The sequence below is a fragment of the Gluconobacter kanchanaburiensis NBRC 103587 genome, assembly GCF_007988905.1.
In the GTDB taxonomy this organism is placed as follows: domain Bacteria; phylum Pseudomonadota; class Alphaproteobacteria; order Acetobacterales; family Acetobacteraceae; genus Gluconobacter; species Gluconobacter kanchanaburiensis.
Genome location: NZ_BJVA01000018.1, coordinates 26146 through 47826, shown reverse-complemented (window position 1 = coordinate 47826; position 21681 = coordinate 26146). Strand labels below are relative to the sequence as shown.

The following is a 21681-nucleotide window of genomic DNA, read 5'->3' as shown; positions in this document are numbered from 1 at the left end:
TCGTCCTAAAGCTCGGGAAACGACGGTTTCTCGGCAGTGTGTGGTATCAGTGGCGTTCAATACGTTCGGACAGATCCCTATTGCCCGGCAGGGCAGATCGCGCAGATCAGACGTACGAAACGCACCGGGCTGGGAAATGTTTCGCCAGCAAGGGGCTGTGGCGAGTAATTTGCCAAAGCCCGGAAGTCCTGTAGCGTAAAAAACAGAGATTTTCTCATTTTTTTCATTACAGGAGATTGCCAGATGTCCCTTCGCTTCCTGTTGACCCGGAATTTCTTCGGCATGACGCTTGCCGTAGCGCCTTTGACAGCGATGACTATCACCAATACCGCTTCCGCCGCCATTCCGGCACCTACTGTTCCGCTAAAGTTGATGACTGTTGCTGTCCAGGGAAATCATCATGTTGCGACTGCAGATATTTTGCAGGCATTTGGATACCATGCGGGTGATATTGTAACGCGGAATGATCTGATTGAAGGACAGAAGCGTGTGTCGGCGCTTTATTCCGCACGCAATGTCGGAGCCGAACTGGCCGAACAGATGCGCATCGCGGGGAAAGGCATTTCCGTTAAGCTGGTTCTTGAAGAGCAGGCTGATGCGGCACCCGCCGGGCCGGTTGCTCTGGTGCTGGACAAAGTGGAGTTCCAAGGAAACCGGAAAGTTTCGACAGAGGCTCTTGAAGCAGCCACGAAGCTCCGGGCTGGAGGTCCTGTTTCGAACGACCTGCTTGCCGGCGACCAGAGAGCCATTCAGGCGCTCTATCAGGCAAAGAAAGTCAGTGGATCGATCCAGCCCCAGGTGACCTATCCTAACCATGACCAGCATGTCGTGCTGATCTGGGACGTCCACGAACAGGAGTCAAAAAAAGCGGACTGAGTCACGCTTCTGCGCGGTTAATTTCAGTCGAGCAGCTCGGGGTCGATGGGGCTTGGAACCAGAGTGGAAGGCAGATAGAGCGGATGCTCAGGCCGACCGCTCCGGCTCAGACGCAGGGCAGTCACCTGAATGCCATTCCGGCTGAGAATCCGGGCTACCTCGGTCCCACGGGCGCGCAGCCCCCTGGCCTGCGGAGATCCATAAGCGAGCACGACCCGATCGGCTTGTCGTGCCATCTCCAGCAGATGGGCATCATTGTCCGGACCCACTGGGTCCTCGACTTCGAGCAGTCTCTTCTGGTCCGTGCAGCGATAGGCGAAGCTGTTACCTACAAACAGTCCGCCATAGCCCCAGGCGCGTGAATAGCGCTGGCATTTGGCGACAGTGCGGTCGTCTCCGAACTCGGTGGCAACCGAGGGGTTCATCATCAGCCACATGATCATCGGACGCCCGGTGTCCCAGACACGGCGCAGGACATAGCGGTAACAGTCCTGAGGCCCACCGTAGAGCGCTGTGCTGGTGACGTCCCCGCCCAGTTTCAGGGGGCGGGAATCGCCAACATGGTGCGCGCCGAAAAGATCGGACGTTTTGGCCGAGGACCGGTCAGTCACGGAGTCCGCTTCAGGGCTTTCACGGCTGCCAGAGCGCGTGAGACATGCTCGTCAGGAGACATCGATGCATAGCTCATGGCGACATGTCCATCCTGTGCAATCACGTAAGACGTACGGCTCGCCATGCGCAGGAGCGGCATTTTCGCGGCATAACTCCGCGTAATCCGGCCAGAAGGATCGGCTGCGACCGGGAAGGTGCTGCGACATTCACTGACCGAGAAGCGATCCAGCTTGTCGATCGGATCCATGGAAACACCAATAACCGTCGCGCCAAGGGATTTGAATTCGGGGATGGCATCCGCAAATTCATGAGCTTCGATTGTGCAGCCTTTCGTGAAGGCCGCCGGATAAAAATACAGGACGACCGGGCCGCTCTTGAGGGCATCGGCGAGCCTGTAAGTGAATTCATGTCCCCCAAGACTGGCAGGAGCCGAAAAGTCCGGAGCGTGAGCCCCTGTTTCGAGTGCCGCATGGGCTTGAGAAAGGGCGCCGGAGAAGGCGACAGCGCAGAAAGCGGTCGTTGCAAGGATACGGCGCATCAGGGCGTTCTATTCCTGTCAGAAAGTGAAAGGTCGAAACGGGCGGTCAGTAAGCGCCCGGAGGCACGACGACACAGGGTGAACCGTGCGACAGACGACGGCATGCTGCAACAGCATTCTCGTGGCTCAATCCCGTCAGCCGGGCGCGATAGAGGTGCGAACGACCTCCGCTGACACTTTCAACTTGTGATTTGGCGGAGGCCACCACGACGCCCCCTTTGCTGTGAGCGGCCGATGTTGCGAGGCTTGCCTGATGCGCACTGGCGAAAGCCCCAACCTGAATGGCCCAGTTTCCCTTCGCGGTAGCCGTGGCGGCAGACGTACGGGGTGCGGCAGAGGCTGCCGGCAGGGCCATGCGATATTGCGGGCGGCCGGCTGGCATCACGGCCATGATGGGTTGGGGCCGGAGGCGGTGTCCAATGGGAATTTCCTGCGCGGTAACCCGGCTGTCAGCCAGTTCATCTGGCGCGACCGAAACCTGCCTTACGGGCGGATGAACTGGAGCAGGAGCATAACCTCTTGCCGCCCAGGCCGCGCTGATACTGCCCGGAGTGGCCGTTCCGGCAGTGGAAGGAGTGGCAGAAGAGGCGATCTGGACCGGCGATGTCTGTGTCGCGTCGGTTGCAGGTGCGGTATCGGAGGCGTCCGATGCGGCCTCGACCGTTTCGCGATGACTCCAGGCTGCACTGACGGCCTGCCGTTCTGAAGGAGGTGTAATCGGCGTTACGTCTGCCGAAGAAGTGTTCTGGGCCAGCATGACCTGAGCGTTGGGATCATGCTGGGCAACGAGGAGATCCGCTGCGGAGCGGTTATGGGGGGTAATACCGGCAATGTGAGGGCCGATGGCCGCGACATAGCGCCGTGTCTCGCGCGGGAGCGCACGTCCGCGACGCAGATAGCGGTCGAGACTACCGGGGCCGTCATTATAAGCCGCAAGGAAGCCCGGAGAGCCGTAGATGTCGTACATCTGGCGCAGATACGCTGTACCCGCGAGAATATTGTCATGCGGATCGTAGGGATCTTCGCCAAGACCATATTGCTGGCGCATGTCGTCATAGGTAGGCGGCATGAGCTGGAGCAGTCCCATTGCGCCGGGAACCGATGTGATGAAGTTACCGTTATGATCAAAAAGGTGGCCACCGGACTCCTGCTGCATCACTGCCCGGATCCAGGCTTCGGGAACGTCGAAGCGATTTGAGGCTTCGTGTATATACGGGCCCCAGGGGTCGCTGGGAGGACCGGGGGGCGCATAGTAGGATTTTGCGTGAGCACGGTAATTTGCCGCTTCCTGAGAGACCGGAAGCTCGGAAGACGACCTCATATCAGCATTATTGCCTGCACAGGCTGCGAGCAGTCCGATCAGACCGAACGCGGCACCTGCACGAAAGACTGAGGGCGCGCGGGCAGGAAGCTGGAACGGAAAGACGGGTCTGGGCATCGGGTCTGGGCACCTGAACAAAAACTTGCCTGATTGAATCAAGCATACACGGGGATTGCGGCGAAACTAGGAAAAAGGTCACTCCAGCGCGGATTTTCTGGCGGAGATTTGTCTGGAATGCCCAGTATAATGGGAATTCATTTCCCGAATATGAACTTCAGTTCCGCATCTGCTTGCCGGAGCAGAGGGGATCAGGTAGGCCGACGGTATGAGTGTATCTTCTCCAGCTTCAGATGTCGCACGGGACAAAGCGCCGCGTCGACAGGCGCGTCGTGACGCTCCCCGTGGGAGTGCTGCTGCTCGGGCCTGGGCCGACTGGAAGGAGACACACCGTCTGTGGCGTCTGGGGGTAAGGCTCGGCTGGCTCGATATCCGTTTGCGCTATCGCGGCTCCGCTCTGGGTCCATTCTGGCTGACAATCACGTCTGCATTGATGGTGGCATCGATGGGCGTGCTCTACAGCCGCCTGTTCCACATGCAGCTCGCAACCTATTTGCCATTCTTGTCGTTATCGTTGACGCTGTGGGCTGCGGGTCTGTCCAGCTTGATCCAGGAATCCTGCACCTGCTTTCTGGACGCGGAGGACATGGTGCGGTCGGTGCAGCTTCCTTTGCTGCTGTACGCTGTGCGGGTTGTGGTGCGGAACGCGATTGTTTTCGCCCATAATATTATTGTGCCTCTCGGCGTTTTTGCCCTTTATCATCTCTGGCCCGGGATGAATGCTATCCTGGCCATTCCTGCTCTGCTCCTGTGGGCGCTTGACGGGTTTGCTGCCTGCATGCTTTTTGGCTCACTTTGTGCGCGCTTCAGGGATATTTCCCCGATTATCGGAGCGTTCCTGCAGATCGTGTTCTATGTAACGCCGATTATCTGGATGCCGCAGCAACTCGGGGCGAAAGCTTCTCTCCTGCTTTACAACCCGTTCTATCCGCTGCTGGAAATCGTGCGGGCGCCTCTGCTCGGGCATGTTCCGTCGTTCCAGCTCTGGGCGATCGCCCTCGGGGTCAGTGCCGTATTCTGGGCCATTGCCGTCCGCTCCTTTATCCGGACGCGCGCGCGTCTTGTGTTCTGGCTCTGACATCATGGCTCATATCCGTCTTGAAGATATTTCCCTGTCTTTTCCTGTTCTGCATGGAAACTCGCGTTCGCTGAAGAAGACGCTTCTGGCGCGGGCGAAAAGCACCATGACGGCAAAAACGGGCGCAGTGGGCGGCCGCATGCGTGTCAGCGGAAATTCGACCGACGTCGTGGAAGTGCAGGCCCTTATCAATGTCAGCTTCACGATTTCGGAAGGCGAGCGGGTGGGGCTCGTCGGACATAACGGCGCGGGGAAGTCAACGCTTTTACGTGTGCTGGCAGGAATCTACGAAACCGGGGAAGGCTTGCTGGACATCGAGGGAGATACCCACGCCCTGATTGATCCGAGTGCTGGCATGAACCGTGAGCTCACGGGCCGGGAAAATATCCAGCTTTTCGCCTGCCGGATGGGGATGTCGCGGATGGCGGCGTTGGAATTGGAACAGGACGTGGAGACCTTTTCCGATCTGGGAGCGTTCTTCGACCTGCCAGTGCGCCTGTATTCCTCGGGTATGTCGGTAAGGCTGGGATTTGCCCTCGCGACAGTGCCGCGCCCGCGGATCCTGCTGATGGATGAGTGGTTCATGGCCGGGGACCAGAAATTCCAGGACAAGGCGAAGGCCCGTCTGGAGGGTATGGTCGATGCGGCGGAAATTCTCGTTGTAACGTCTCATGCCCTCACAGTTCTGAGGGAGTGGTGCACGCGGATCATCTGGATGGAAAGTGGAGAGATCCGGATGGACGGCCCAACCGATGACGTGCTGGACGCTTATGAGGCGGCTGTAGCTCTTACTCCCGCCTGATGTCGCCGACACAGGACGACGTGAACGCAGGCGCGGGAGTTGGTATCGCGGCGGCCCTGGAGTAAGCTGGGGACCGGTTTTACATTCAGGGAGACAGTTCATGTCTTATGCCGCCGTTGACGCATCGCGTGTCGCCAAGGCCTGCGAGTCCGCCTTGCAGACCCTCTCGACCGTCAAGGAAACGTCCGAAGCGCATCAGCGCAAGACGATCATGATTGAGCGTATTCACGCCCTCGCCAAGGCTGCGGCGGAAACCGAAGGCTGCAATGTCATCACGGTGACGTCCGAAGAGTTCTGGCTCATTTCCAAAAACTGGTGACGCGCGCGGCAGGGGCAGGCCATCTGCCCTGCCGGTCCGTCAACCGCTGTAAGACGCCAGTTCGATCAGATTGCCATCGGGATCGCGGCAGTAAACCGACGTAATCGGTCCCAGTGCTCCGAGACGGGACACGGGCCCCTCAATGATTCCGACGCCACATTTTTCCAGGTGAAGGATGATCTGTTCGCTGGCAATGGCTGTCGTGAAGCATAGATCCGACGTACCGGGTGCCGCGTCTCCTGCTGTTTCCCAGCCCTCCGAGCCTTCAGGGCGGAGATTGATTTTCTGGCCGCCAAAGCTCAGCGCAACGCGGTTGTTGCGTCCATATTCCTCAATGTCCATGCCCAGAACGCGCTGATACCAGGATGCTGACAGGGTTCTGTCCCGGACGGTCAGCACGATGTGGTCAAGACGGTCAACGGTGAAGCGCATGCGTATCCCTCATGAGAGCGACAGTGAGGCTTGCCTGAACCGTAATCCATCCCGCTCAGGCAGGCCGCCGTACGAAACGACTGGATCAGTTCTGGGGGCGTTTGCGGAACGCAGCAAGACTGACGACCTCTGCATCCTTTTTTTCATCCTCGCCTTTGGGTGGTTCGGGCTGAACATCCGGATGATGGGCAGGATCAATATCGTCAGGTTCCACCGCGTCCTCGGGAATCTCGATATCCTCGTCATCGTCGAGGGGCGAGTAGTTGAAGCGCAGGGCCATGCGGATATGCGGATCTGCAAAGGCCGTGATGGCATTGACGGGAATGCAGAGAATGCTGCCGACGCCACCAAACGAAAGTCCGACTGAGATGATGCCCTTGTCGCGGTCCAGCGCCAGATCCCAGAACTGATGCTGCAAGACTATGGTCATCTCTTCGGGGTACTGCGCACGCAGACGGGCCGGGATGATGACATCCGGGCGGTTGGTGCGGAATGTCAGATAGAAGTGATGAGCCCCGGGAAGGCCCTCGGCGGCGACATGCTCGATGGCTCGGAGCATAACCTCGCGATAGGCATCTTCCACCCAGTCATCATACGGGAGAAGGCTCTCCGGAAGATCGTGCTCGAAGCCGTCCTGGCCGTTGTGATCGTCGTCGCTCATGGTCGCAAGCCTGATGTTTCGGTCTATCCGCTCAGGGATGCGACAGACCGCGGCCAATGGCAAGCCGTCTTTATCGCAAACGGCCGGGAAGAGGCCTTCTACATTTATGGTGAATGAGGTGGGAGGGCTTCTGTTGCCCGGTGCCCTCCCGAACCGCGCTTATCGCTTATGCAGCGACAGCGAGCACCTCTGAGTTATCGTTGGCACTTGTAAGTTTAGCCCGATGACGGTGGTACAATACCGGGCAAAAGATAAGTCTTTACCATGCGTGTCGAGCCTGTTTCGTCCCCACAGACCCCTTTTGCGAGGGGTGTTTATGGTGGAGACGCCGGGCACTGCCCCCGGGTCCACAACACTTATTTCACTTACCGTTTATCGCCATAGCCGGGGACGAACCCCTTGCACCGCCGAACATAGGAGTGCGCGTGCTCTGTCGCAAGGGAAAAGCGGGGCGGAAAAAAAATAAGCCGCAGGAATCGTGTCAACCGGATTCAGGCAGATGACGGGCCGGGAAATCACATGCTAAAGCCGCCGCCATGGCACTCACATCCGAACAGCGCGCTGAAATCGCAGCGCAGCGCAACGAACCGCAGATGACCTCACGTCCGACCGTGGCGGCGATGGAGAATCTGCTTTTCACGCCTTTCGAGGTGTTGGATCATGGATTCCTGCGCGTTGTGGACTACATGGGCGACGACGGTGCAGTCGTTCAGGCAGCCCGTGTGTCCTATGGACGGGGAACAAAGAAAGTATCCGAGGATGCGGGGCTGATCCGCTACCTGATGCGCCACCGCCATTCGACTCCTTTCGAGATGTGCGAGATCAAGTTCCATGTGAAGCTGCCCGTTTTCGTGGCGCGGCAGTGGATCCGTCACCGTATGGCCAGCGTGAACGAGTATTCGGCGCGCTATTCCATTCTCGACAGGGAATTCTACCTCCCGTCGCTGGATCAGGTCGCCGCGCAGAGCAGTTCGAATCGGCAGGGTCGGAGCGACGCTCTGGATCCGGAGACGGCTCGTGAGGTACTGGATATCCTGTGCCGCGATGCAAGTCAGTGCTACGATGATTACGAAAGTCTTCTGAACCCCGAAGGCACGGGTCTCGCGCGAGAACTCGCCCGGATGAACCTGACGCTGAATACCTATACGCAGTGGTACTGGAAGATCGATCTGCACAATCTGATGCATTTTCTGGCGCTGCGGGCCGACGCCCATGCGCAGTACGAAATCCGCGTCTATGCAGAAAAGATGATTGATATCCTGAAAGCATGGGTTCCGGCCACGGCGGCTGCTTTTCAGGAATACCGCCTTGGAGCCTTTACGTTTTCAGCCGGTATGCTGGATGTGGTGCGTCGGCGCCTGACAGGCGAGGCCGTCACTCAGGAAACTTCAGGGCTGACCAAGCGCGAATGGTCCGAGATGATGGCGGTTCTGGATGCAGCAGCCTGAGAAGGGACCAGCTTCAAGCGATCTCGAACGCCTGATGCAGGAAGCCCGGGCAGCGCAGGCGGCTGATCCGATTGAAGAGTCACAGGGAAAACATCCTAATATTATAGTATGGGCGCTTCTTGCGGCTTTCCTTGTTTTGATCTCTGTTTCCATTCATTTTCTATGGCCGGCTTCCTGAGGTATTCGCCTTTTTAGTTTAAAGCATAAGAGAGAAGGCTCTGCCTTTTTTATTGCCTGTTTGGCCTCCAGAGACCTAGGCCGATCGTTGTGAGAATCTTGCCACAGCGTTAGATAAAATTTTTACAAACAGAGTTATCCACAGGAGAGTCGGGTATTCCAGTGAGATGTCGATTCGGACTAGATAAAATCTTTTTCTAGCTAAGTGGTTGATTTGTTTTATGAAAAATACGACCCTGATCGTGGTCGGGATGAGAATTTCTCCCAATCCTGTCAAGAGAATTCTTGGAATACCCACATTTCATGGAGAGCGTTGAAATTATTTAGGGATTACTGTTTTCGGGTGGCTGTTTTTATTCAGGCGCAAGTCTCATCGGGAGCAGTATTTTTGCCCTGTCGCTGATTGTACGCAGCAAAGCCCTCTCATCACACGTTCGCAGGGCTCTAGCCTATTTGACGGCCCGATAAGCATCCCGCTTTTTGTCTGGGGCTGTTAGTACGAATCGCGTTCCGTGCAGTATGGAAAATGCGCAGATTCCTGTGGAAGCCTGGTGCCGGGTGAGGGATTTGAACCCCCGACCTTCGGTTTACAAAACCGCTGCACTACCACTGTGCTAACCCGGCATCGGCAACGCGGTTTTTTCCATGTCCCGGTATGTCAGGTCAAGCGGTAGAAAGCGATTTTCTCTGAACGCGGGATTTTTAGTGCGAAACAGGCGTCATCAGATCCGCGGGCGGTGGAAGATGCTGCGAGTCCTGAGTGAAACCGTATCCGTCTTCCGACAGGCCCTGATGTGTCACGGTGTGGGTGCAGCCTGCGACGGTAAGGCAGGCGCCGAGCAGAAGAATACGGATCATGATGGCGCTTTCTGACTGATTTCAGGGGAGAGCGAACGCATTACGGCATGTGCGAGCCTGTTATAGGCATGGGCTGCTTCGCTCTCCGGGGCAGACAATATGATTGGTGTGCCCTCGTCACCGCTGGCGCGGATATCCGCAAGAAGCGGAATTTCGGCGAGGAAGGGTACGCCCATTTTTTCTGCTTCCGTTTTCGCGCCACCGTGCCCGAACAGCTCCGTTCGGTGGTTGCAGTTCGGGCAGCAGAAATAGGACATGTTTTCGACAACGCCGAGAATGGGCGTTTCCATCTTTTCGAACATGGCCACGCCGCGTCTTGCGTCCAGAAGAGCGATATCCTGTGGGGTGGAGACGATGACCGCCCCGCCGATCGCCAGCTTGTGCCCGAGCTTCTGCGCCAGCGTCAGCTGCGCGTCGCCGGTGCCGGGGGGCATGTCGATCACGAGAACGTCGAGTTCGCCCCATTCGACTTCGCCCAGAAACTGCGTCAGCGCTCCCATGACCATCGGGCCACGCCAGATCATGGCCTGGTTCTCGTCCACCAGATAACCGATGGACATGCTTTTCAGGCCCCAGGCCTCGATCGGCAGGATCGTTCCGTCCACGACTTCGGGGCGTGTGTTGCGTCCGAGCATCCTGGGTAAGGACGGTCCGTAGATATCCGCGTCCAGAAGTCCTGTTTTCATACCCGCCTGTGCGAGACCTGCGGCCAGATTGACGGCTGTGGTAGATTTGCCGACGCCCCCTTTGCCGGATGCGACGGCAATGACGGCCTTGACGCCCGGCAACAATGTCTCGGGGGCATGTCTGCTGGTAGCATTGCGCTTTTTGCCGCCCAGATTGAACGGTCGATGACCGCCGCCCTGGGGCGTTGCATTGGCAGCTGGGGGCGTTGCGGGCCGGTGTGACGTAAAGGACAGTGTGGCTCCCGTAATGCCGGGAAGATTTGTGATGGCCGCCTCGACGCGCGGGCGCAGGGGCTCCACGCGGGACGCATTGTCCCGTGATGTCGCTAGTGAGACATGCGCGTGTCCATTGCGGACGGAGACGCTCTCAAGGGCCGCAAAGGACAGGACGTTCGAGCCCTGTCCGTCCTGTTCGGATTTCAGGATGTTGGCGATGCGGGTTTCGGCACTGTCGGGATGCGTTGCGGGAAAGCCGGGCGGCGTGTCGTTCGGAGGCGTGGTGTCAGTCATGCCGGGCTCTCATCAGGGAAATGTCATATCGGATAGGGACCCTGACCCTAGCATGGCAGGTCCGAAAACGCATCCTGAACGGCAGGATGGTGACGAAGGGCCACGTTCTGCGTTAGCGTGTGGGTATGAGAAACCTGTTTGTTCGCTCCGGCGTCCGCCTTGCTGTCCGTCGTGCTGCCTGTCTTGCTGTTTCCGGTCTGGCTCTGTCCGTCGCCGGGGGATGGAGCGGTGGCTCTGCTTTTGCCCAGAATGCGCCACCGGTCTCGGGTCAGCCGTCTTCGGTGCCGACACCTGCGCCGCGTTCCGTGCCGTCGAGCTTTGCGGATCTGGCGAACAGGTTGTTGCCGTCGGTCGTGAATGTCTCGACATCCGCGGTGCTCAAGCCTGCCAAAAATGATGACAAGGGGCCGGATTCCAGTGATCCCGATGGACCGCAGGTGCCCTCTTTCCAACCTGGTTCTCCGCTAGAGAAGTTTTTCCACGATTACCTGAAGCACAAGCCCGCTCCGAACCGGCCGCCGCGCCGCCAGCAGGCGCTGGGGTCAGGTTTCATTATCGATGCATCCGGCATTATCGTGACGAACAACCACGTCATCGAAGGGGCGGATCAGGTCAGCGTCACATTGCAGGATGGGACCGAAATGCCAGCCCGCATTGTGGGGCGGGACAGTCAGGTCGATCTGGCCGTGCTGGAAGTCAAGCCGAAACACCCGCTGCCGACCGTTCCGCTGGGCCGGAGCGACAGGGCGCGGATCGGGGACTGGGTTCTGGCGATCGGCAACCCGTTTGGGTTGAACGGAACCGTGACGGCAGGCATCATTTCTTCGCGCGGGCGGAATGTCGAACATGGTCTGTACGACGACTATATCCAGACCGACGCCGCCATTAATCGCGGCAACTCGGGTGGTCCGCTGTTCAACCTCTCTGGCGAGGTCATCGGGATCAACACGCTGATCTATGGCGGCGCGGGTGGTGATTCCATTGGTATCGGCTTCGCTATCCCGGCCGATGATGCGCGGGGGATCATCGATCAGCTCCGACGTACGGGGCATGTTTCGCGAGGCTGGATGGGCCTGAAATTCCAGGACGTGACGAACGACATTGCAGAGACGCTCGATTTCCACAAGCCGGACGGTTCCAATGGCAAGGGCACGCTGGTCTCGGAAATCGACCCCAAGGGACCGGCTGCGAAAGCCGGGCTCGAGGTTGGTGACATCATCACCCGCGTGGGTGATCAGGATGTGACCGGCCAGACCATGCCGCGTATCATCGCGTCCATCCTGCCGGGGACGCAGGCGCAGTTGACGGTCTGGCACAAGGGGGCCTTCAAAACGCTGCCGATCACGCTCGCGCAGTCTCCAACGCCGCCGGACATGCCGCCTTCCGACACGCATCAGCCGGAACATCGCCATGCAGCCCTGGGTGAGCTTGGGGTGACGGTCAGTTCGATCGACGCCGATGCTCGCACACAATATGCGCTCTCTGACGATCAGCGCGGCGTCCTCGTCTCGCGTGTCGAGGCTGGAAGCCCCGCCGCATCACGTGGGATTGCGGAAGGGAATGTGATCACGCAAGTCGGGCAGGATCAGATCAACACGCCCGACGATTTCGCAAAAGCCATACAACGCCTGCATGATCGCAAAAAGACTGAAGTACTGCTGCTGCTTCAGGATGATGACGGACTGCGCTGGGTTCCGGTTCCATTCCTTGGGAACTGAACTGTTCTCTTCGCGCTGAAACGGCCCCATGAATTTCATGACGCGCCTGAGTCGGAAATGGCTCTCCATCCCGCCCCGGAACAGCAGTTGGCGCGAAGTGATGCGCCCTGCGACGCGTCAGACCATCCGGGTTCTGGTCTCGGTTGTCACGGCGTGGATCGTGGGTTCGCTCATGCATCTGCAGGAAACGATCTGGGCACTGGTGACAGCGCTGATCGTGACACAGTCCAGCATCAGCCAGACCATGACGACGGCCCGGGACCAGATCAGCGGCACGCTGATCGGAGCGATGGCGGGTGTGTGTGCGGTTGTGCTGGAAATTACGACGGGCCTGCGCTGGATCCCCTTCTGGATCATGCTGGCACCGCTGGTGTTTCTCACAGCCATTCAGCCGACGCTGCGCTTTGCCTGCATTACGTTGATGATCGTCTATCTGTTCCCCAGTCATGGCAGTCCGTTCCTGCCCATGATCACACGGCTTCTCGCTATTGTCGTTGGTGTCGCGGTTTCGATCGTGGTCTCATTCTTCATTCTGCACAGCAGTGCCCGCAAACAGGCATTTCATACGGCCGCGCGTCTGCTGCGACGGATGGACCAGCTTCTTAAAAGCGCCCTTGACCAGAATACCGGCTGGACGGCGATCGAACATCAGAACGATGACTGCGTGGCGTTGCTGAAGGAACTGGAAGACGCCGTGACCGAAGCGCGGCGTGAGCGCTGGGCCGAACTGGAAACGCGCGACCCGGTTCTGGCGGCTCTCCCGCGACTCATGCGGCGGCTGATGAATGACACGATGCTGGTGGCCCGTGCGATCGCTACGGGGCGTGCGGCCGGTAACACGGGACTTCTGCCGCTCTACAAAGGGCTGAGTCATGCGCTTCGTGCGTTGGCGCATTGCTGTGAAAAACAGCTTTCGGGGAATAGCAGCCAGCATAAAAACGGATCCGAAGATGAGGAAATTCTCGATCTTCTCCCGCGTCTGGAAGAACAAACGCGGCCGGAAATGCGCTTTGTCATGTCCCTGTTCCGTGAAGATCTGGAGCGGGTTGTCGGGGTGGTGATGCGCGGGGATGCGAGTGCCGCGAAGGACCTCTGAAGGCATGTCCGATATGGCATGGTCTCCGCATCACGGTCTCCGGCGCCGGGAGTGCTGTTGAAACCGTCATTCGGCTCTCACGTTGTTTCCGCGTTATGATGGCCCATGCCCGGCCTTGTCGGTCCCCGTCAGCGACCGGCCCGAAACCACGGAGAAGTCCATGATTACGCGCGAAACCCTCAAATCTCTTCCAGCCAATGTCCAGGCGCCCCCTTACGATATTGATGGCGTGAAACCGGGGATCGTGCATTTTGGCGTCGGTAATTTTTTCCGGGCGCATGAAGCGTTTTATGTGGAGCAGATTCTCGAACATGCGCCTGACTGGGCGATCATTGGCGTTGGTCTGACGGGTAGCGACCGTTCAAAGAAAAAGGCTGAGGAGTTCAAAAAGCAGGACTGCCTGTATTCCCTGACCGAGACGGCACCTTCCGGCAAAAGCACGGTGCGGGTCATGGGGGCCTTACGCGATTATCTTCTCGCCCCGGCCGATCCGGAAGCCGTGTTGAAGCATCTGGCCGACCCTGCCATCCGCATCGTGTCCATGACGATCACGGAAGGTGGCTACAACATCAACGAGACGACGGGTGCGTTCGATCTGGAAAATGCGGCGGTGAAAGCTGATCTGCAGAACCCGGAAAAGCCGTCCACTGTCTTCGGTTATGTCGTCGAAGCCCTGCGTCGCCGTCGGGATGCCGGACACAAGGCGTTTACGGTCATGTCCTGTGACAACCTGCGCCATAACGGCAATGTCGCCCGCAAGGCCTTCCTCGGCTATGCGAAAGCGCGCGATCCGGAACTGGCGAAATGGATCGAGGAGAACGCGACTTTCCCGAACGGAATGGTCGATCGTATCACCCCGACCGTTTCAACGGCCATTGCGAAGAAGCTGAACACGGCTAGCGGGCTGGATGACGACCTGCCGCTGGTGGCTGAGGATTTCCACCAGTGGGTGCTGGAAGACCAGTTCGCAGATGGCCGTCCGCCGCTTGAAAAAGCCGGTGTGCAGATGGTCCGGGACGTGACGGACTGGGAGCACGTCAAAATCCGGATGCTCAATGCCGGGCACGTCACACTGTGCTTCCCAGGCATTCTGGTCGGCTATGAGAATGTGGATGATGCCATTGAAGACAGTGAACTCCTTGGCAATCTGAAGAACTACCTCAACAAGGATGTTATCCCGACACTGAAGGCGCCTTCAGGCATGACGCTCGAAGGCTACCGGGACAGCGTCATCAGCCGCTTCTCCAACAAAGCGATGTCGGACCAGACACTCCGGATTGCCAGCGACGGCTGTTCCAAGGTTCAGGTGTTCTGGACGGAAACCGTGCGCCGGGCGATCGAAGGCAAGCGGGATCTGTCACGCATTGCGTTCGGAATTGCGTCCTATCTCGAAATGCTGCGTGGGCGGGACGAGAAAGGCGGGACGTATGAATCGTCCGAGCCGACTTATGGTGACGCCGAATGGAAGCTTGCCAAGGCTGACGATTTCGAAAGCTCTCTGAAGCTCCCGGCATTCGACGGGTGGCGCGATCTGGATACGTCCGAACTGGATCAGAAAGTCATCGCATTGCGGAAAGTGATCCGCGAAAAAGGAGTGAAGGCCGCCATTCCGGTCTGACCCTCGTTCCCAGAGGAGAGAAAAACCGTGCTTCGTGAGGGGCGCGGTTTTTTTTGTATGCGGAGATTTTTCGAGATCAGATCATGGCTCATGAGGACGAGAATAACGAAGATGACCATGCTCAGTCCCATGGCACATCTTTCTTGCCGGTTGAGAGTGCTGTAGTTTTCGCACGACTGAAAGTTTCGCAATGATCGCGAAAGATCAAAGCCGCTTGCCAGAACGGTCAGTCAGAGCTGGCGGTCGCGCTTGATCCGGTCCCAGGCGGCATTGATCCGCGCAACGCGGTCCTGGGCACGCCTGCGTTCAGCTTCTGTCATGGGTTTCTGGGCGAGGACGTCGGGATGGTGCTCACGGATCAGCGTGCGCCAGCGGACCCTGATTTCCGTATCCGTCGCGCTGCGGGTGATGCCGAGAATGCGATAGGCATCCGGTTCGTTCCCGCTGGACGCGCGGCTGTTACCGTTTTCCGCTCTTTCCCATGCTCCGGACGGCAGACCAAAGGCGCGGTGTACGCGCTGGAGGAAATCAAGTTCCTTGGGGTGCAGTTCACGGCTCGGCCCCGCATCGGCTCGGGCGATACGGAACAACGCCGTCATGAGATTTTCCAGAGGCGCCGTATTGTCGGCATAGGCCTTGCCCATCTCGCGGGCATACATCTCGAAATCGTCCGTTCGGTCGCGGGCACGATCGAACAGCATGCCCACTTCTTTGACGTTATCGGGCGGGAACTGGAAACATGTTTTGAAAGCGTTGATCTCGTGCCTGTTTACCGGCCCGTCGATCTTGGCCATCTTGGCACTGAGCGCGACGAGGCCGATTGCATAGAGCTGGTCGCGTTTGCCGAGGGCTGCTGCGATCTTGGCCGCGCCGAAAAAGGCCGCGCTGTTGGGATCGGGACGGCCATTCGCAGGGAAACGATCGCTCCAGCCGCCTGTCGAGGGTTTGAGCAGCGAACCATTATCGGCAGCGTGTCCCAGCGCCGCGCCCATCAGTGCTCCGAAAGGACCACCAACCGCGAAGCCCGCGACACCACCGAACATCTTGCCCCAGATAGCCATTTCATCAATCTAGCACGCCTGCTCACAGCGGCAAATGACAGATCGCAGGCAGGGTGCTCCGGATGGGCCAACCGCCCGGGCCTGCGGTGTGGTATAAGGCGGGAGTTACGAACCTATCGCCGTCTCATGCTTTTAAGGCGCAGGTTCTTCAATTCGTTTTATGACGGATACTTGTATGTCCACCTCGTTCCAGGCTGCCACTTTGGTCCCTTTCCGCTCTGATGACGAACTGCTGGATCTTCTGATCAAGCGTCTGCCTGAGCGGTTGCAGAAAGTGCTGAACTGGCTGCGGCAGCCGGATCACCGATGGGTCCGGATTCCGGCGGGCGTGCTATTCCTGCTGGGGGGCGTGTTGTCTATTCTGCCGGTTCTGGGGCTGTGGATGCTGCCGGTCGGCGTGATGCTGCTGTCACAGGACATTCCGTTTTTCCGCCGCCTGCAAGGGCGTGTCCTGCGCTGGGTCGAGCGCAGACATCCGGACTGGCTGGGTCTGTCCGGAGATGGTGCCGGGCGCTAGTTACCCGGTCGGTGGTCTTTCTGAAGATGTATCAGCGCCGCGACGCGAAGGGCTGAAGCCAGCGGGCGTTCCGGTGGCCGTGCTGCGTCGAGAGACGCCACCAGAGACGCAAAGCTCTGCTGACGCAGTGCGGCCATCGCGTCTAGCACCGTCCAGAATTCGGGTTCCAGCGCAACCGACGTCCGGTGCCCTGAAAGCGACAGGCTGCGTTTGACGAGATCGCTCATGCCGACTGCCCCTCAAGGCGGTTCAAGGCCCAGTGCGCGGTTTCGGAAATATCAGGGTCCGGATCGTTCAACAAAGCCCGTGCTGACGAGGCCAGTGTTGGGTCGGCGGAGTTGCCGATAGCAATCAGCACGTTGCGTACGAACCGGTTGCGCCCGATCCGCTTGATCGGAGAGGCGGAAAAAAACGTGCGGAAGGCCACATCATCCAGCCGGACCAGTTCGTCGAGCTTTGGGGCGACAAGTTCAGGACGCGCCTGAAGTTTGATATGCCGCGCGCTCTCCGCAAAGCGGTTCCACGGACAGACGGACAGGCAGTCGTCGCACCCATAGATATGATTGCCAATTTTGGGGCGCAGATCGTGAGGGATCGGGCCTTTATGCTCGATTGTCAGATAGGAGATGCAGCGCCTCGCGTCCATTTTTCCGGGTGCCGTAAAGGCATCTGTCGGGCAGGCGGTCAGGCAGCGTGTGCAGGATCCGCAGCTTCCGCCTGTTGGTTGGGACGGTGTTAGTTCCAGCGTGGTGTAGATTTCGCCCAGAAGCAGCCAGGAGCCATGTTCCCGCGAGACGAGACAGGTGTGTTTTCCCGTCCAGCCGAGCTGCGCCTTTTCCGCCAGCGCGCGCTCCGAAACCGGCGCGGTATCAACGAACACCTTCACCTGCGTCTCCGGTCCGCCTAATTTGACGACATACTGCGCCAGATGTTTGAGCATGCCTTTGATGACGTCGTGATAGTCGCGGTTACGGGCATAGACGGAGATGTTGCCGCATTCGGGATCGGTCGTTGGGCCTTCCGCAGGAGCATAGGAAAGGCCCAGCGAAATTACGCTCTGTACTTCGGGCCACAGCGCCTGGGGATGGGCGCGTTCTTCGATGCGAGTCTCCATCCACTCCATAGTTCCGTGATGGCCTTGTGCGACGAATTCCCGCAATCCCTGCGCTACTTCGGGACCAAGTTCGGCCTTGCAGAACCCAACCGCATCAAAACCCAGATGGCGGGCATGATCCGTAATCCGGGTTTCGAGCCCTGTGTCGGCTTTTTGGGACGTACGCATGGAAGGGACGGATCTTGCCGGTGAACGGGAGGCCGTTATGCCATCGCAAGCGCGAGCGGGCCAGCTTTTCTGCTGTTGCGGATGGCGGTGTTAGACAGGATTTGTCACGATCTGAAAATGGCTTGCCACGCCGGGGGCGGAGCGGCATCGTTGGGCGATGCGACATCTTTTCTGCTCCATTCTGCCCGCTTCTGTGCTGGGCATGACGTCCATTCTGGCACTGAGTTCGGTCGCACGCGCTGCCCCGTCCGCCGCGCAGATTTATGATTATGTCCGGAATGATCCGGTCCGTCTGAACATGTTCCTGCGGGCTTTCCCAAAAGGAGCGGACCTGCACAATCATCTGGTCGGCGCGATCTACGCCGAAAGTATGCTGGACTGGGCTGCGCGCGATGGGCTTTGCGTCTCCCTGACGGAAAAGCGTATTCTCGATCATGCCTGCACGCATCCGGGAGACAGCGAGTTTCCTGCTGCCGATCTGTCGCATCATACAGGATCGGAAAACGCGCTGATCGATGCGTTGTCTATGCGCGATTTTGTGCCGTCTGCGGGCGATGCGTCTGGCCACGACCATTTCTTCGCGACCTTCGCCCGATTTAACGCCATCGCCGATGCGCATGGGGGCGAGATGCTGGCCGAAGCCCGCGACCGCGCCGCACGGGATCATGTGACGTATCTGGAACTGATGATCTCGCCTGGAATCGGCCCGATGATCGGGGCCGGTTTTCATCATCCGTTGCAGGGCGACGACCTCGCTTCCGCGCATCAGGCGCTTGCCTCTGAAATTCCGGCACTGGTGCAGAAAGCGCGTGCTGAGACGGATCGGATGGAGGCTCAGGCGAAGGATGTGCTGAAATGTGGAACACCGCAGGCCCATCCGGGATGTGCTGTTACGGTGCGCTACCTGTTCCAGACCCTACGGACGCTGCCGCCTCAGGCCGTTTATGCTCAGCTCGATGCAGGTTATGCAACTGTGAAGGCCGATCCGCGCTTCGTCGGGCTTAATATCGTGGCACCCGAAGACGATCCCACCGCCATGCGTGACTATGACCTGCATATGCGGATGTTCCATTTTCTGAACGGCGTGTATCCCGGCGTGAAATTGAGCCTGCATGCCGGTGAGCTCACGACGGGCCTCGTCCCGACTGAGGGGCTGCGGCACCATATCCGTGCAGCCGTCGAAGTGGCGGGGGCCAGCCGGATCGGGCATGGGGTCGATGTGGCACTGGAGGACGATCCTGAATCGCTGCTGTCTGAAATGGCGCGGCGTTTTGTGATGGTGGAAATCAACCTCACCAGCAATGACGAGATACTCGGCGTCAAAGGCGCGGCACATCCGTTTTCGCTGTATCGCAGGGCCGGGGTGCCGATGGCGCTGTCCACGGATGATGAGGGCGTCTCACGCGGGGATCTGACGCAGGAATATGTCCGCGCGGCTCAGACCTATGATCTGTCCTATGCCGATCTGAAAACGCTGTCTCGCGCCGGGCTGGACTATGCATTCGTGCCGGGTGAAAGTTTGTGGTCCGATCATCAGCCGGGGCAGTTCGTTCCGGCCTGCCAGACTTTGCCCATCATATCCGCGTCCTGCACGGCGTTTTTGAAATCCAGCGAAAAAGCCCGGCTGCAATGGGCGCTTGAAGAGCGGTTCTGCACGTTTGAAGCCGCTGTTACACATGAGGGTCTCTACCAGTGAAATCTGTCTCAACCGTTTTTGGGGCTGCGCTCCTGTCCCTCTATGCGTCTGGTATGGCGTTGGCCCATGCCCCGATCCCCGTTCGCGTCGTCGTCGTCACGACTTTCGAGATCGGCAAGGACACAGGGGATACGGCGGGTGAATACCAGAACTGGATCGAAAAACTGCCCTTGCAGCAGACGATCCCGGCCCCCGGCACCGATCATGACGTGATGCACTATAATCCGGACCTGCATGTTCTGGGCATCGCAAGCGGCGAGGGACCGGAACACATGGCCTCGGCCATCACGGCTCTCGTGCTTGATCCGCGGTTCGATCTACGCCATGCCTATTTCGTGCTGGCAGGGATTGGCGGAATTGATCCCAATTTCGGCACCATCGGTTCGGCCGTCTGGGCACCGCGTGTTATCAATGGCGGTCTGTCCCATCTGGTGGACCCACGCGAAATTCCCGCCTCCTGGCCGGACGGATTTACGCCTGTGCAGGGCAGCACTCCGGATGAAAAGCCGCGTCCTGCGCTGCATTCCGGCATGGGAGACATGGAATACACGCTCGACCCGGCCCTCGTGCAGTGGGCCTATGGGCTGACGAAGGACATCGCCCTTCCCGATAATGATGGTTTGAAAGCATCGCGCCTGCGTTACACCGGTTTTGCTCCCGCCCAGAAGCCCCCTTCCGTGCAGCTTGGCGACACGATTTCGGGCGAAACGTTCTGGGTCGGTGCGAAAATGAACCAGTGGGCCGAACGCTGGGTGAAATACTGGACGGATGGACAGGGTGTGATGGCCACGACGGCGGAAGAAGACGTCGCGTTCTGTCAGGCTCTGGCGCTTCAGGGCAAGGCTGGGCGCGTTGATCCGAAGCGCGCGCTGATCCTGCGGACGGCCAGCAACTTCGACATGCCTCCGCCGGGGCAGAGTGCGGCGCAGCTTCTGTCGGATGAAGCGCATGAGACGGGTTTTTCGGGTTTTCAGGCCTCGGTGGATGCGGCTTATACGGTTGGGAGCGTCGTCGTGAAGGAACTGGCGACGCACTGGGACCGATATGGCAAGGCCCTGCCTTTAGTGCAGTCGTCAGCGCCGTAATGAGTCCGGGGCAACGCCCCGGATTACAGGGTCAGATCCGGCATCGGCCATTCGTCTTCGGTCCAGTCGCCCTTGGCCCAGTCTTCGCGCAGTTTTATGGCCAGAGCATTAAGCGTGCCGTCCACGATGGCGGCGCGGATCTGGCGCATCAGGCGCTGGTAATAGGCCAGATTGTGCCATGTCAGCAGCATCGGGCCGAGCATTTCGTTGGCACGGAACAGATGATGCAGATAGGCACGGCTGTAGCGGCCAGCGACGGGTGTATCGTCATGCGGCGTCAGCGTGCGCGTGTCTTCGGCGAAACGGGCATTGCGCAAATTGATGGCGCCGCGCTCGGTATAGGCGCGGGCCGTGCGACCCGCGCGCGAGGGCATCACGCAGTCGAACATATCCACGCCGCGCATGACCGCGCCCAGAAGATCGTCCGGCGTGCCGACGCCCATCAGATATCGCGCTTTGTCCTGCGGCAGCATTGGCGTGGTGAAGTCCAGCGTCGAGAACATCAGTTCCTGACCTTCCCCCACGGCCAGACCGCCGATCGCATAGCCTTCAAAGCCGATCTCGGTCAGGGCCTTGATGGAATATTCGCGTAAGTCCCGCTCGGTGCCGCCCTGCACGATGCCGAACTGACCATATCCCTCACGCGCTACGAAAGCCTCGCGGGAGCGGGCGGCCCAGCGCATGGACATTTCCATGGATTTCCGCAGGGCTTCGGGCGTGGCGGGCAGGGCTGGACATTCGTCGAACGCCATGGTGATGGTCGCATCGAGCTTGAACTGGATTTCGGTCGAGATTTCCGGTGTCAGGCGGTGCTTGCTGCCGTCGATATGCGAACGGAACGTCACGCCGTCTTCGTCAAGCTTGCGCAGCGCGCCGAGTGACATGACCTGAAATCCGCCGGAATCGGTCAGGATCGGGCCGGGCCAGTCCATCATTCTGTGCAGGCCGCCCAGCTTCTGCACACGGTCCGCCGTGGGGCGCAGCATGAGATGATAGGTGTTGCCCAGAACAATGCCTGCACCCGTAGAGCGTACAGCGTCCATCGTCATGCCCTTGACCGTGCCGACGGTGCCGACCGGCATGAAGGTCGGGGTCGGGACTGTACCGTGGCGGGTGTGCAGATGGCCCGCGCGCGCCATGCCGCAGGTCGCCTCAGGCACCCAGGTCATTTTG

General features: G+C 59.1%; 22 protein-coding genes, 1 tRNA gene and 1 other RNA gene. 11 read left to right on the top strand and 13 right to left on the bottom strand.

Annotation, left to right across the window (positions count from 1 at the left end; genetic code table 11):
* Positions 1-243: 243 nt before the first annotated feature.
* Positions 244-876, top strand: coding sequence for a POTRA domain-containing protein (locus tag GKA01_RS11930; protein WP_146863371.1), 633 nt, complete (start codon positions 244-246; stop codon positions 874-876).
* Between the two features lie 23 nt (positions 877-899).
* On the opposite strand, the gene GKA01_RS11925 is transcribed toward GKA01_RS11930, so the two are convergent.
* The 3 genes from GKA01_RS11925 to GKA01_RS11915 are packed head-to-tail and all read right to left on the bottom strand — an operon-like array spanning position 900 to position 3464.
* Complete coding sequence (locus GKA01_RS11925; protein WP_146863368.1) at positions 900-1487, bottom strand: DUF1643 domain-containing protein; 588 nt, start codon at positions 1485-1487, stop codon at positions 900-902.
* Positions 1484-2026 (bottom strand): peroxiredoxin, encoded by a 543-nt coding sequence (locus tag GKA01_RS11920; protein WP_146863365.1) that lies wholly within the window; start codon positions 2024-2026, stop codon positions 1484-1486. Before GKA01_RS11920 ends, GKA01_RS11925 begins: the two co-directional genes overlap by 4 nt.
* 46 nt (positions 2027-2072) lie before the next feature.
* Positions 2073-3464 (bottom strand): lytic transglycosylase domain-containing protein, encoded by a 1392-nt coding sequence (locus GKA01_RS11915; protein WP_146863362.1) that lies wholly within the window; start codon positions 3462-3464, stop codon positions 2073-2075.
* Between the two features lie 208 nt (positions 3465-3672).
* Between GKA01_RS11915 and GKA01_RS11910 the strand changes: the two genes are divergently transcribed.
* The 3 genes from GKA01_RS11910 to GKA01_RS11900 all read left to right on the top strand — a co-directional run bounded on the left by GKA01_RS11910 (position 3673) and on the right by GKA01_RS11900 (position 5663).
* Positions 3673-4542: an ABC transporter permease gene (locus GKA01_RS11910; protein WP_146863359.1), complete on the top strand. Its 870-nt coding sequence runs from the start codon at positions 3673-3675 to the stop codon at positions 4540-4542.
* Between the two features lie 4 nt (positions 4543-4546).
* Positions 4547-5344 (top strand): ABC transporter ATP-binding protein, encoded by a 798-nt coding sequence (locus GKA01_RS11905; protein ID WP_146863356.1) that lies wholly within the window; start codon positions 4547-4549, stop codon positions 5342-5344.
* A 100-nt stretch (positions 5345-5444) separates the two neighbouring features.
* Positions 5445-5663 carry a hypothetical protein gene (locus GKA01_RS11900; RefSeq protein WP_146863353.1) on the top strand — a complete coding sequence of 73 codons (219 nt, stop codon included), beginning with the start codon at positions 5445-5447 and terminating at the stop codon, positions 5661-5663.
* Between the two features lie 39 nt (positions 5664-5702).
* Here the strand turns inward: GKA01_RS11900 and GKA01_RS11895 are convergent, their stop codons facing one another.
* From GKA01_RS11895 to ssrA, 3 genes are all read right to left on the bottom strand, one after another.
* Positions 5703-6095, bottom strand: coding sequence for a VOC family protein (locus GKA01_RS11895; protein ID WP_146863350.1), 393 nt, complete (start codon positions 6093-6095; stop codon positions 5703-5705).
* 85 nt (positions 6096-6180) lie between these two features.
* Positions 6181-6756, bottom strand: coding sequence for an SspB family protein (locus tag GKA01_RS11890; protein ID WP_146863347.1), 576 nt, complete (start codon positions 6754-6756; stop codon positions 6181-6183).
* A gap of 119 nt (positions 6757-6875) precedes the next feature.
* Positions 6876-7199: a transfer-messenger RNA gene (gene ssrA, locus GKA01_RS11885) on the bottom strand.
* 93 nt (positions 7200-7292) lie between these two features.
* Here ssrA and thyX point away from each other — a divergent pair.
* Positions 7293-8204, top strand: a complete 912-nt coding sequence (gene thyX / locus GKA01_RS11880) for an FAD-dependent thymidylate synthase (RefSeq protein WP_146863344.1) — start codon at positions 7293-7295, stop codon at positions 8202-8204.
* A gap of 726 nt (positions 8205-8930) precedes the next feature.
* On the opposite strand, the gene GKA01_RS11875 is transcribed toward thyX, so the two are convergent.
* The 3 genes from GKA01_RS11875 to GKA01_RS11870 form a co-directional block, all read right to left on the bottom strand.
* A tRNA-Thr gene (locus GKA01_RS11875) sits at positions 8931-9005 on the bottom strand.
* Positions 9006-9083: 78 nt separating this feature from the next.
* Positions 9084-9239: a hypothetical protein gene (locus GKA01_RS13650; protein WP_167506373.1), complete on the bottom strand. Its 156-nt coding sequence runs from the start codon at positions 9237-9239 to the stop codon at positions 9084-9086.
* Positions 9236-10435, bottom strand: a complete 1200-nt coding sequence (locus GKA01_RS11870; RefSeq protein ID WP_194265888.1) for an Mrp/NBP35 family ATP-binding protein — start codon at positions 10433-10435, stop codon at positions 9236-9238. Before GKA01_RS11870 ends, GKA01_RS13650 begins: the two co-directional genes overlap by 4 nt.
* Positions 10436-10560: 125 nt before the next feature.
* Here GKA01_RS11870 and GKA01_RS11865 point away from each other — a divergent pair, with 125 nt between their 5' ends.
* The 3 genes from GKA01_RS11865 (at position 10561) to GKA01_RS11855 (ending at position 14867) form a co-directional block, all read left to right on the top strand.
* Positions 10561-12153 (top strand): Do family serine endopeptidase, encoded by a 1593-nt coding sequence (locus GKA01_RS11865; protein WP_146863341.1) that lies wholly within the window; start codon positions 10561-10563, stop codon positions 12151-12153.
* A gap of 37 nt (positions 12154-12190) precedes the next feature.
* Positions 12191-13249 (top strand): FUSC family protein, encoded by a 1059-nt coding sequence (locus GKA01_RS11860; RefSeq protein WP_228120052.1) that lies wholly within the window; start codon positions 12191-12193, stop codon positions 13247-13249.
* A 160-nt stretch (positions 13250-13409) separates the two neighbouring features.
* Positions 13410-14867 (top strand): mannitol dehydrogenase family protein, encoded by a 1458-nt coding sequence (locus GKA01_RS11855; protein ID WP_146863333.1) that lies wholly within the window; start codon positions 13410-13412, stop codon positions 14865-14867.
* Positions 14868-15097: 230 nt separating this feature from the next.
* Here the strand turns inward: GKA01_RS11855 and GKA01_RS11850 are convergent, their stop codons facing one another.
* Positions 15098-15928 (bottom strand): TerB family tellurite resistance protein, encoded by an 831-nt coding sequence (locus GKA01_RS11850; protein WP_167506372.1) that lies wholly within the window; start codon positions 15926-15928, stop codon positions 15098-15100.
* A 175-nt stretch (positions 15929-16103) separates the two neighbouring features.
* On the opposite strand from GKA01_RS11850, the gene GKA01_RS11845 reads away from it, so the two are divergent.
* Positions 16104-16445, top strand: coding sequence for a hypothetical protein (locus GKA01_RS11845; RefSeq protein WP_146863330.1), 342 nt, complete (start codon positions 16104-16106; stop codon positions 16443-16445).
* Here the strand turns inward: GKA01_RS11845 and GKA01_RS11840 are convergent.
* Both GKA01_RS11840 and queG read right to left on the bottom strand, forming a co-directional pair.
* Positions 16442-16672 carry a ribbon-helix-helix domain-containing protein gene (locus GKA01_RS11840; protein ID WP_146863327.1) on the bottom strand — a complete coding sequence of 77 codons (231 nt, stop codon included), beginning with the start codon at positions 16670-16672 and terminating at the stop codon, positions 16442-16444. The two genes, GKA01_RS11845 and GKA01_RS11840, sit on opposite strands and share 4 nt — an antisense overlap.
* Positions 16669-17727 carry a tRNA epoxyqueuosine(34) reductase QueG gene (gene queG / locus GKA01_RS11835; protein ID WP_146863324.1) on the bottom strand — a complete coding sequence of 353 codons (1059 nt, stop codon included), beginning with the start codon at positions 17725-17727 and terminating at the stop codon, positions 16669-16671. Before queG ends, GKA01_RS11840 begins: the two co-directional genes overlap by 4 nt.
* 157 nt (positions 17728-17884) lie before the next feature.
* Here queG and GKA01_RS11830 point away from each other — a divergent pair, with 157 nt between their 5' ends.
* Both GKA01_RS11830 and GKA01_RS11825 read left to right on the top strand, forming a co-directional pair.
* Positions 17885-19423 (top strand): adenosine deaminase family protein, encoded by a 1539-nt coding sequence (locus GKA01_RS11830; protein ID WP_146863321.1) that lies wholly within the window; start codon positions 17885-17887, stop codon positions 19421-19423.
* Between the two features lie 53 nt (positions 19424-19476).
* Positions 19477-20508 (top strand): purine nucleoside permease, encoded by a 1032-nt coding sequence (locus GKA01_RS11825; protein WP_228120054.1) that lies wholly within the window; start codon positions 19477-19479, stop codon positions 20506-20508.
* A gap of 23 nt (positions 20509-20531) precedes the next feature.
* Here GKA01_RS11825 and tgt read toward each other — a convergent pair whose 3' ends face one another.
* Positions 20532-21677: a tRNA guanosine(34) transglycosylase Tgt gene (gene tgt, locus GKA01_RS11820; protein WP_146863394.1), complete on the bottom strand. Its 1146-nt coding sequence runs from the start codon at positions 21675-21677 to the stop codon at positions 20532-20534.
* Between the last annotated feature and the right edge of the window lie 4 nt (positions 21678-21681).

Excerpts from the sequence above, each read along its gene's own strand:
- GKA01_RS11930 (WP_146863371.1), top strand. The coding sequence starts at position 244 with ATGTCCCTTCGCTTCCTGTTGACCCGGAATTTCTTCGGCATGACGCTT.
- GKA01_RS11870 (WP_194265888.1), bottom strand. The coding sequence starts at position 10,435 with ATGACTGACACCACGCCTCCGAACGACACGCCGCCCGGCTTTCCCGCA.
- thyX (WP_146863344.1), top strand. The coding sequence starts at position 7,293 with ATGGCACTCACATCCGAACAGCGCGCTGAAATCGCAGCGCAGCGCAAC.
- GKA01_RS11900 (WP_146863353.1), top strand. The coding sequence starts at position 5,445 with ATGTCTTATGCCGCCGTTGACGCATCGCGTGTCGCCAAGGCCTGCGAG.
- GKA01_RS11840 (WP_146863327.1), bottom strand. The coding sequence starts at position 16,672 with ATGAGCGATCTCGTCAAACGCAGCCTGTCGCTTTCAGGGCACCGGACG.
- GKA01_RS11895 (WP_146863350.1), bottom strand. The coding sequence starts at position 6,095 with ATGCGCTTCACCGTTGACCGTCTTGACCACATCGTGCTGACCGTCCGG.
- GKA01_RS11855 (WP_146863333.1), top strand. The coding sequence starts at position 13,410 with ATGATTACGCGCGAAACCCTCAAATCTCTTCCAGCCAATGTCCAGGCG.
- GKA01_RS11825 (WP_228120054.1), top strand. The coding sequence starts at position 19,477 with ATGGCGTTGGCCCATGCCCCGATCCCCGTTCGCGTCGTCGTCGTCACG.
- GKA01_RS11845 (WP_146863330.1), top strand. The coding sequence starts at position 16,104 with ATGTCCACCTCGTTCCAGGCTGCCACTTTGGTCCCTTTCCGCTCTGAT.
- queG (WP_146863324.1), bottom strand. The coding sequence starts at position 17,727 with ATGCGTACGTCCCAAAAAGCCGACACAGGGCTCGAAACCCGGATTACG.
- tgt (WP_146863394.1), bottom strand. The coding sequence starts at position 21,677 with ATGACCTGGGTGCCTGAGGCGACCTGCGGCATGGCGCGCGCGGGCCAT.
- GKA01_RS11905 (WP_146863356.1), top strand. The coding sequence starts at position 4,547 with ATGGCTCATATCCGTCTTGAAGATATTTCCCTGTCTTTTCCTGTTCTG.
- GKA01_RS11890 (WP_146863347.1), bottom strand. The coding sequence starts at position 6,756 with ATGAGCGACGACGATCACAACGGCCAGGACGGCTTCGAGCACGATCTT.
- GKA01_RS13650 (WP_167506373.1), bottom strand. The coding sequence starts at position 9,239 with ATGATCCGTATTCTTCTGCTCGGCGCCTGCCTTACCGTCGCAGGCTGC.
- GKA01_RS11830 (WP_146863321.1), top strand. The coding sequence starts at position 17,885 with ATGCGACATCTTTTCTGCTCCATTCTGCCCGCTTCTGTGCTGGGCATG.
- GKA01_RS11910 (WP_146863359.1), top strand. The coding sequence starts at position 3,673 with ATGAGTGTATCTTCTCCAGCTTCAGATGTCGCACGGGACAAAGCGCCG.
- GKA01_RS11865 (WP_146863341.1), top strand. The coding sequence starts at position 10,561 with ATGAGAAACCTGTTTGTTCGCTCCGGCGTCCGCCTTGCTGTCCGTCGT.
- GKA01_RS11860 (WP_228120052.1), top strand. The coding sequence starts at position 12,191 with ATGACGCGCCTGAGTCGGAAATGGCTCTCCATCCCGCCCCGGAACAGC.
- GKA01_RS11920 (WP_146863365.1), bottom strand. The coding sequence starts at position 2,026 with ATGCGCCGTATCCTTGCAACGACCGCTTTCTGCGCTGTCGCCTTCTCC.
- GKA01_RS11850 (WP_167506372.1), bottom strand. The coding sequence starts at position 15,928 with ATGGCTATCTGGGGCAAGATGTTCGGTGGTGTCGCGGGCTTCGCGGTT.
- GKA01_RS11915 (WP_146863362.1), bottom strand. The coding sequence starts at position 3,464 with ATGCCCAGACCCGTCTTTCCGTTCCAGCTTCCTGCCCGCGCGCCCTCA.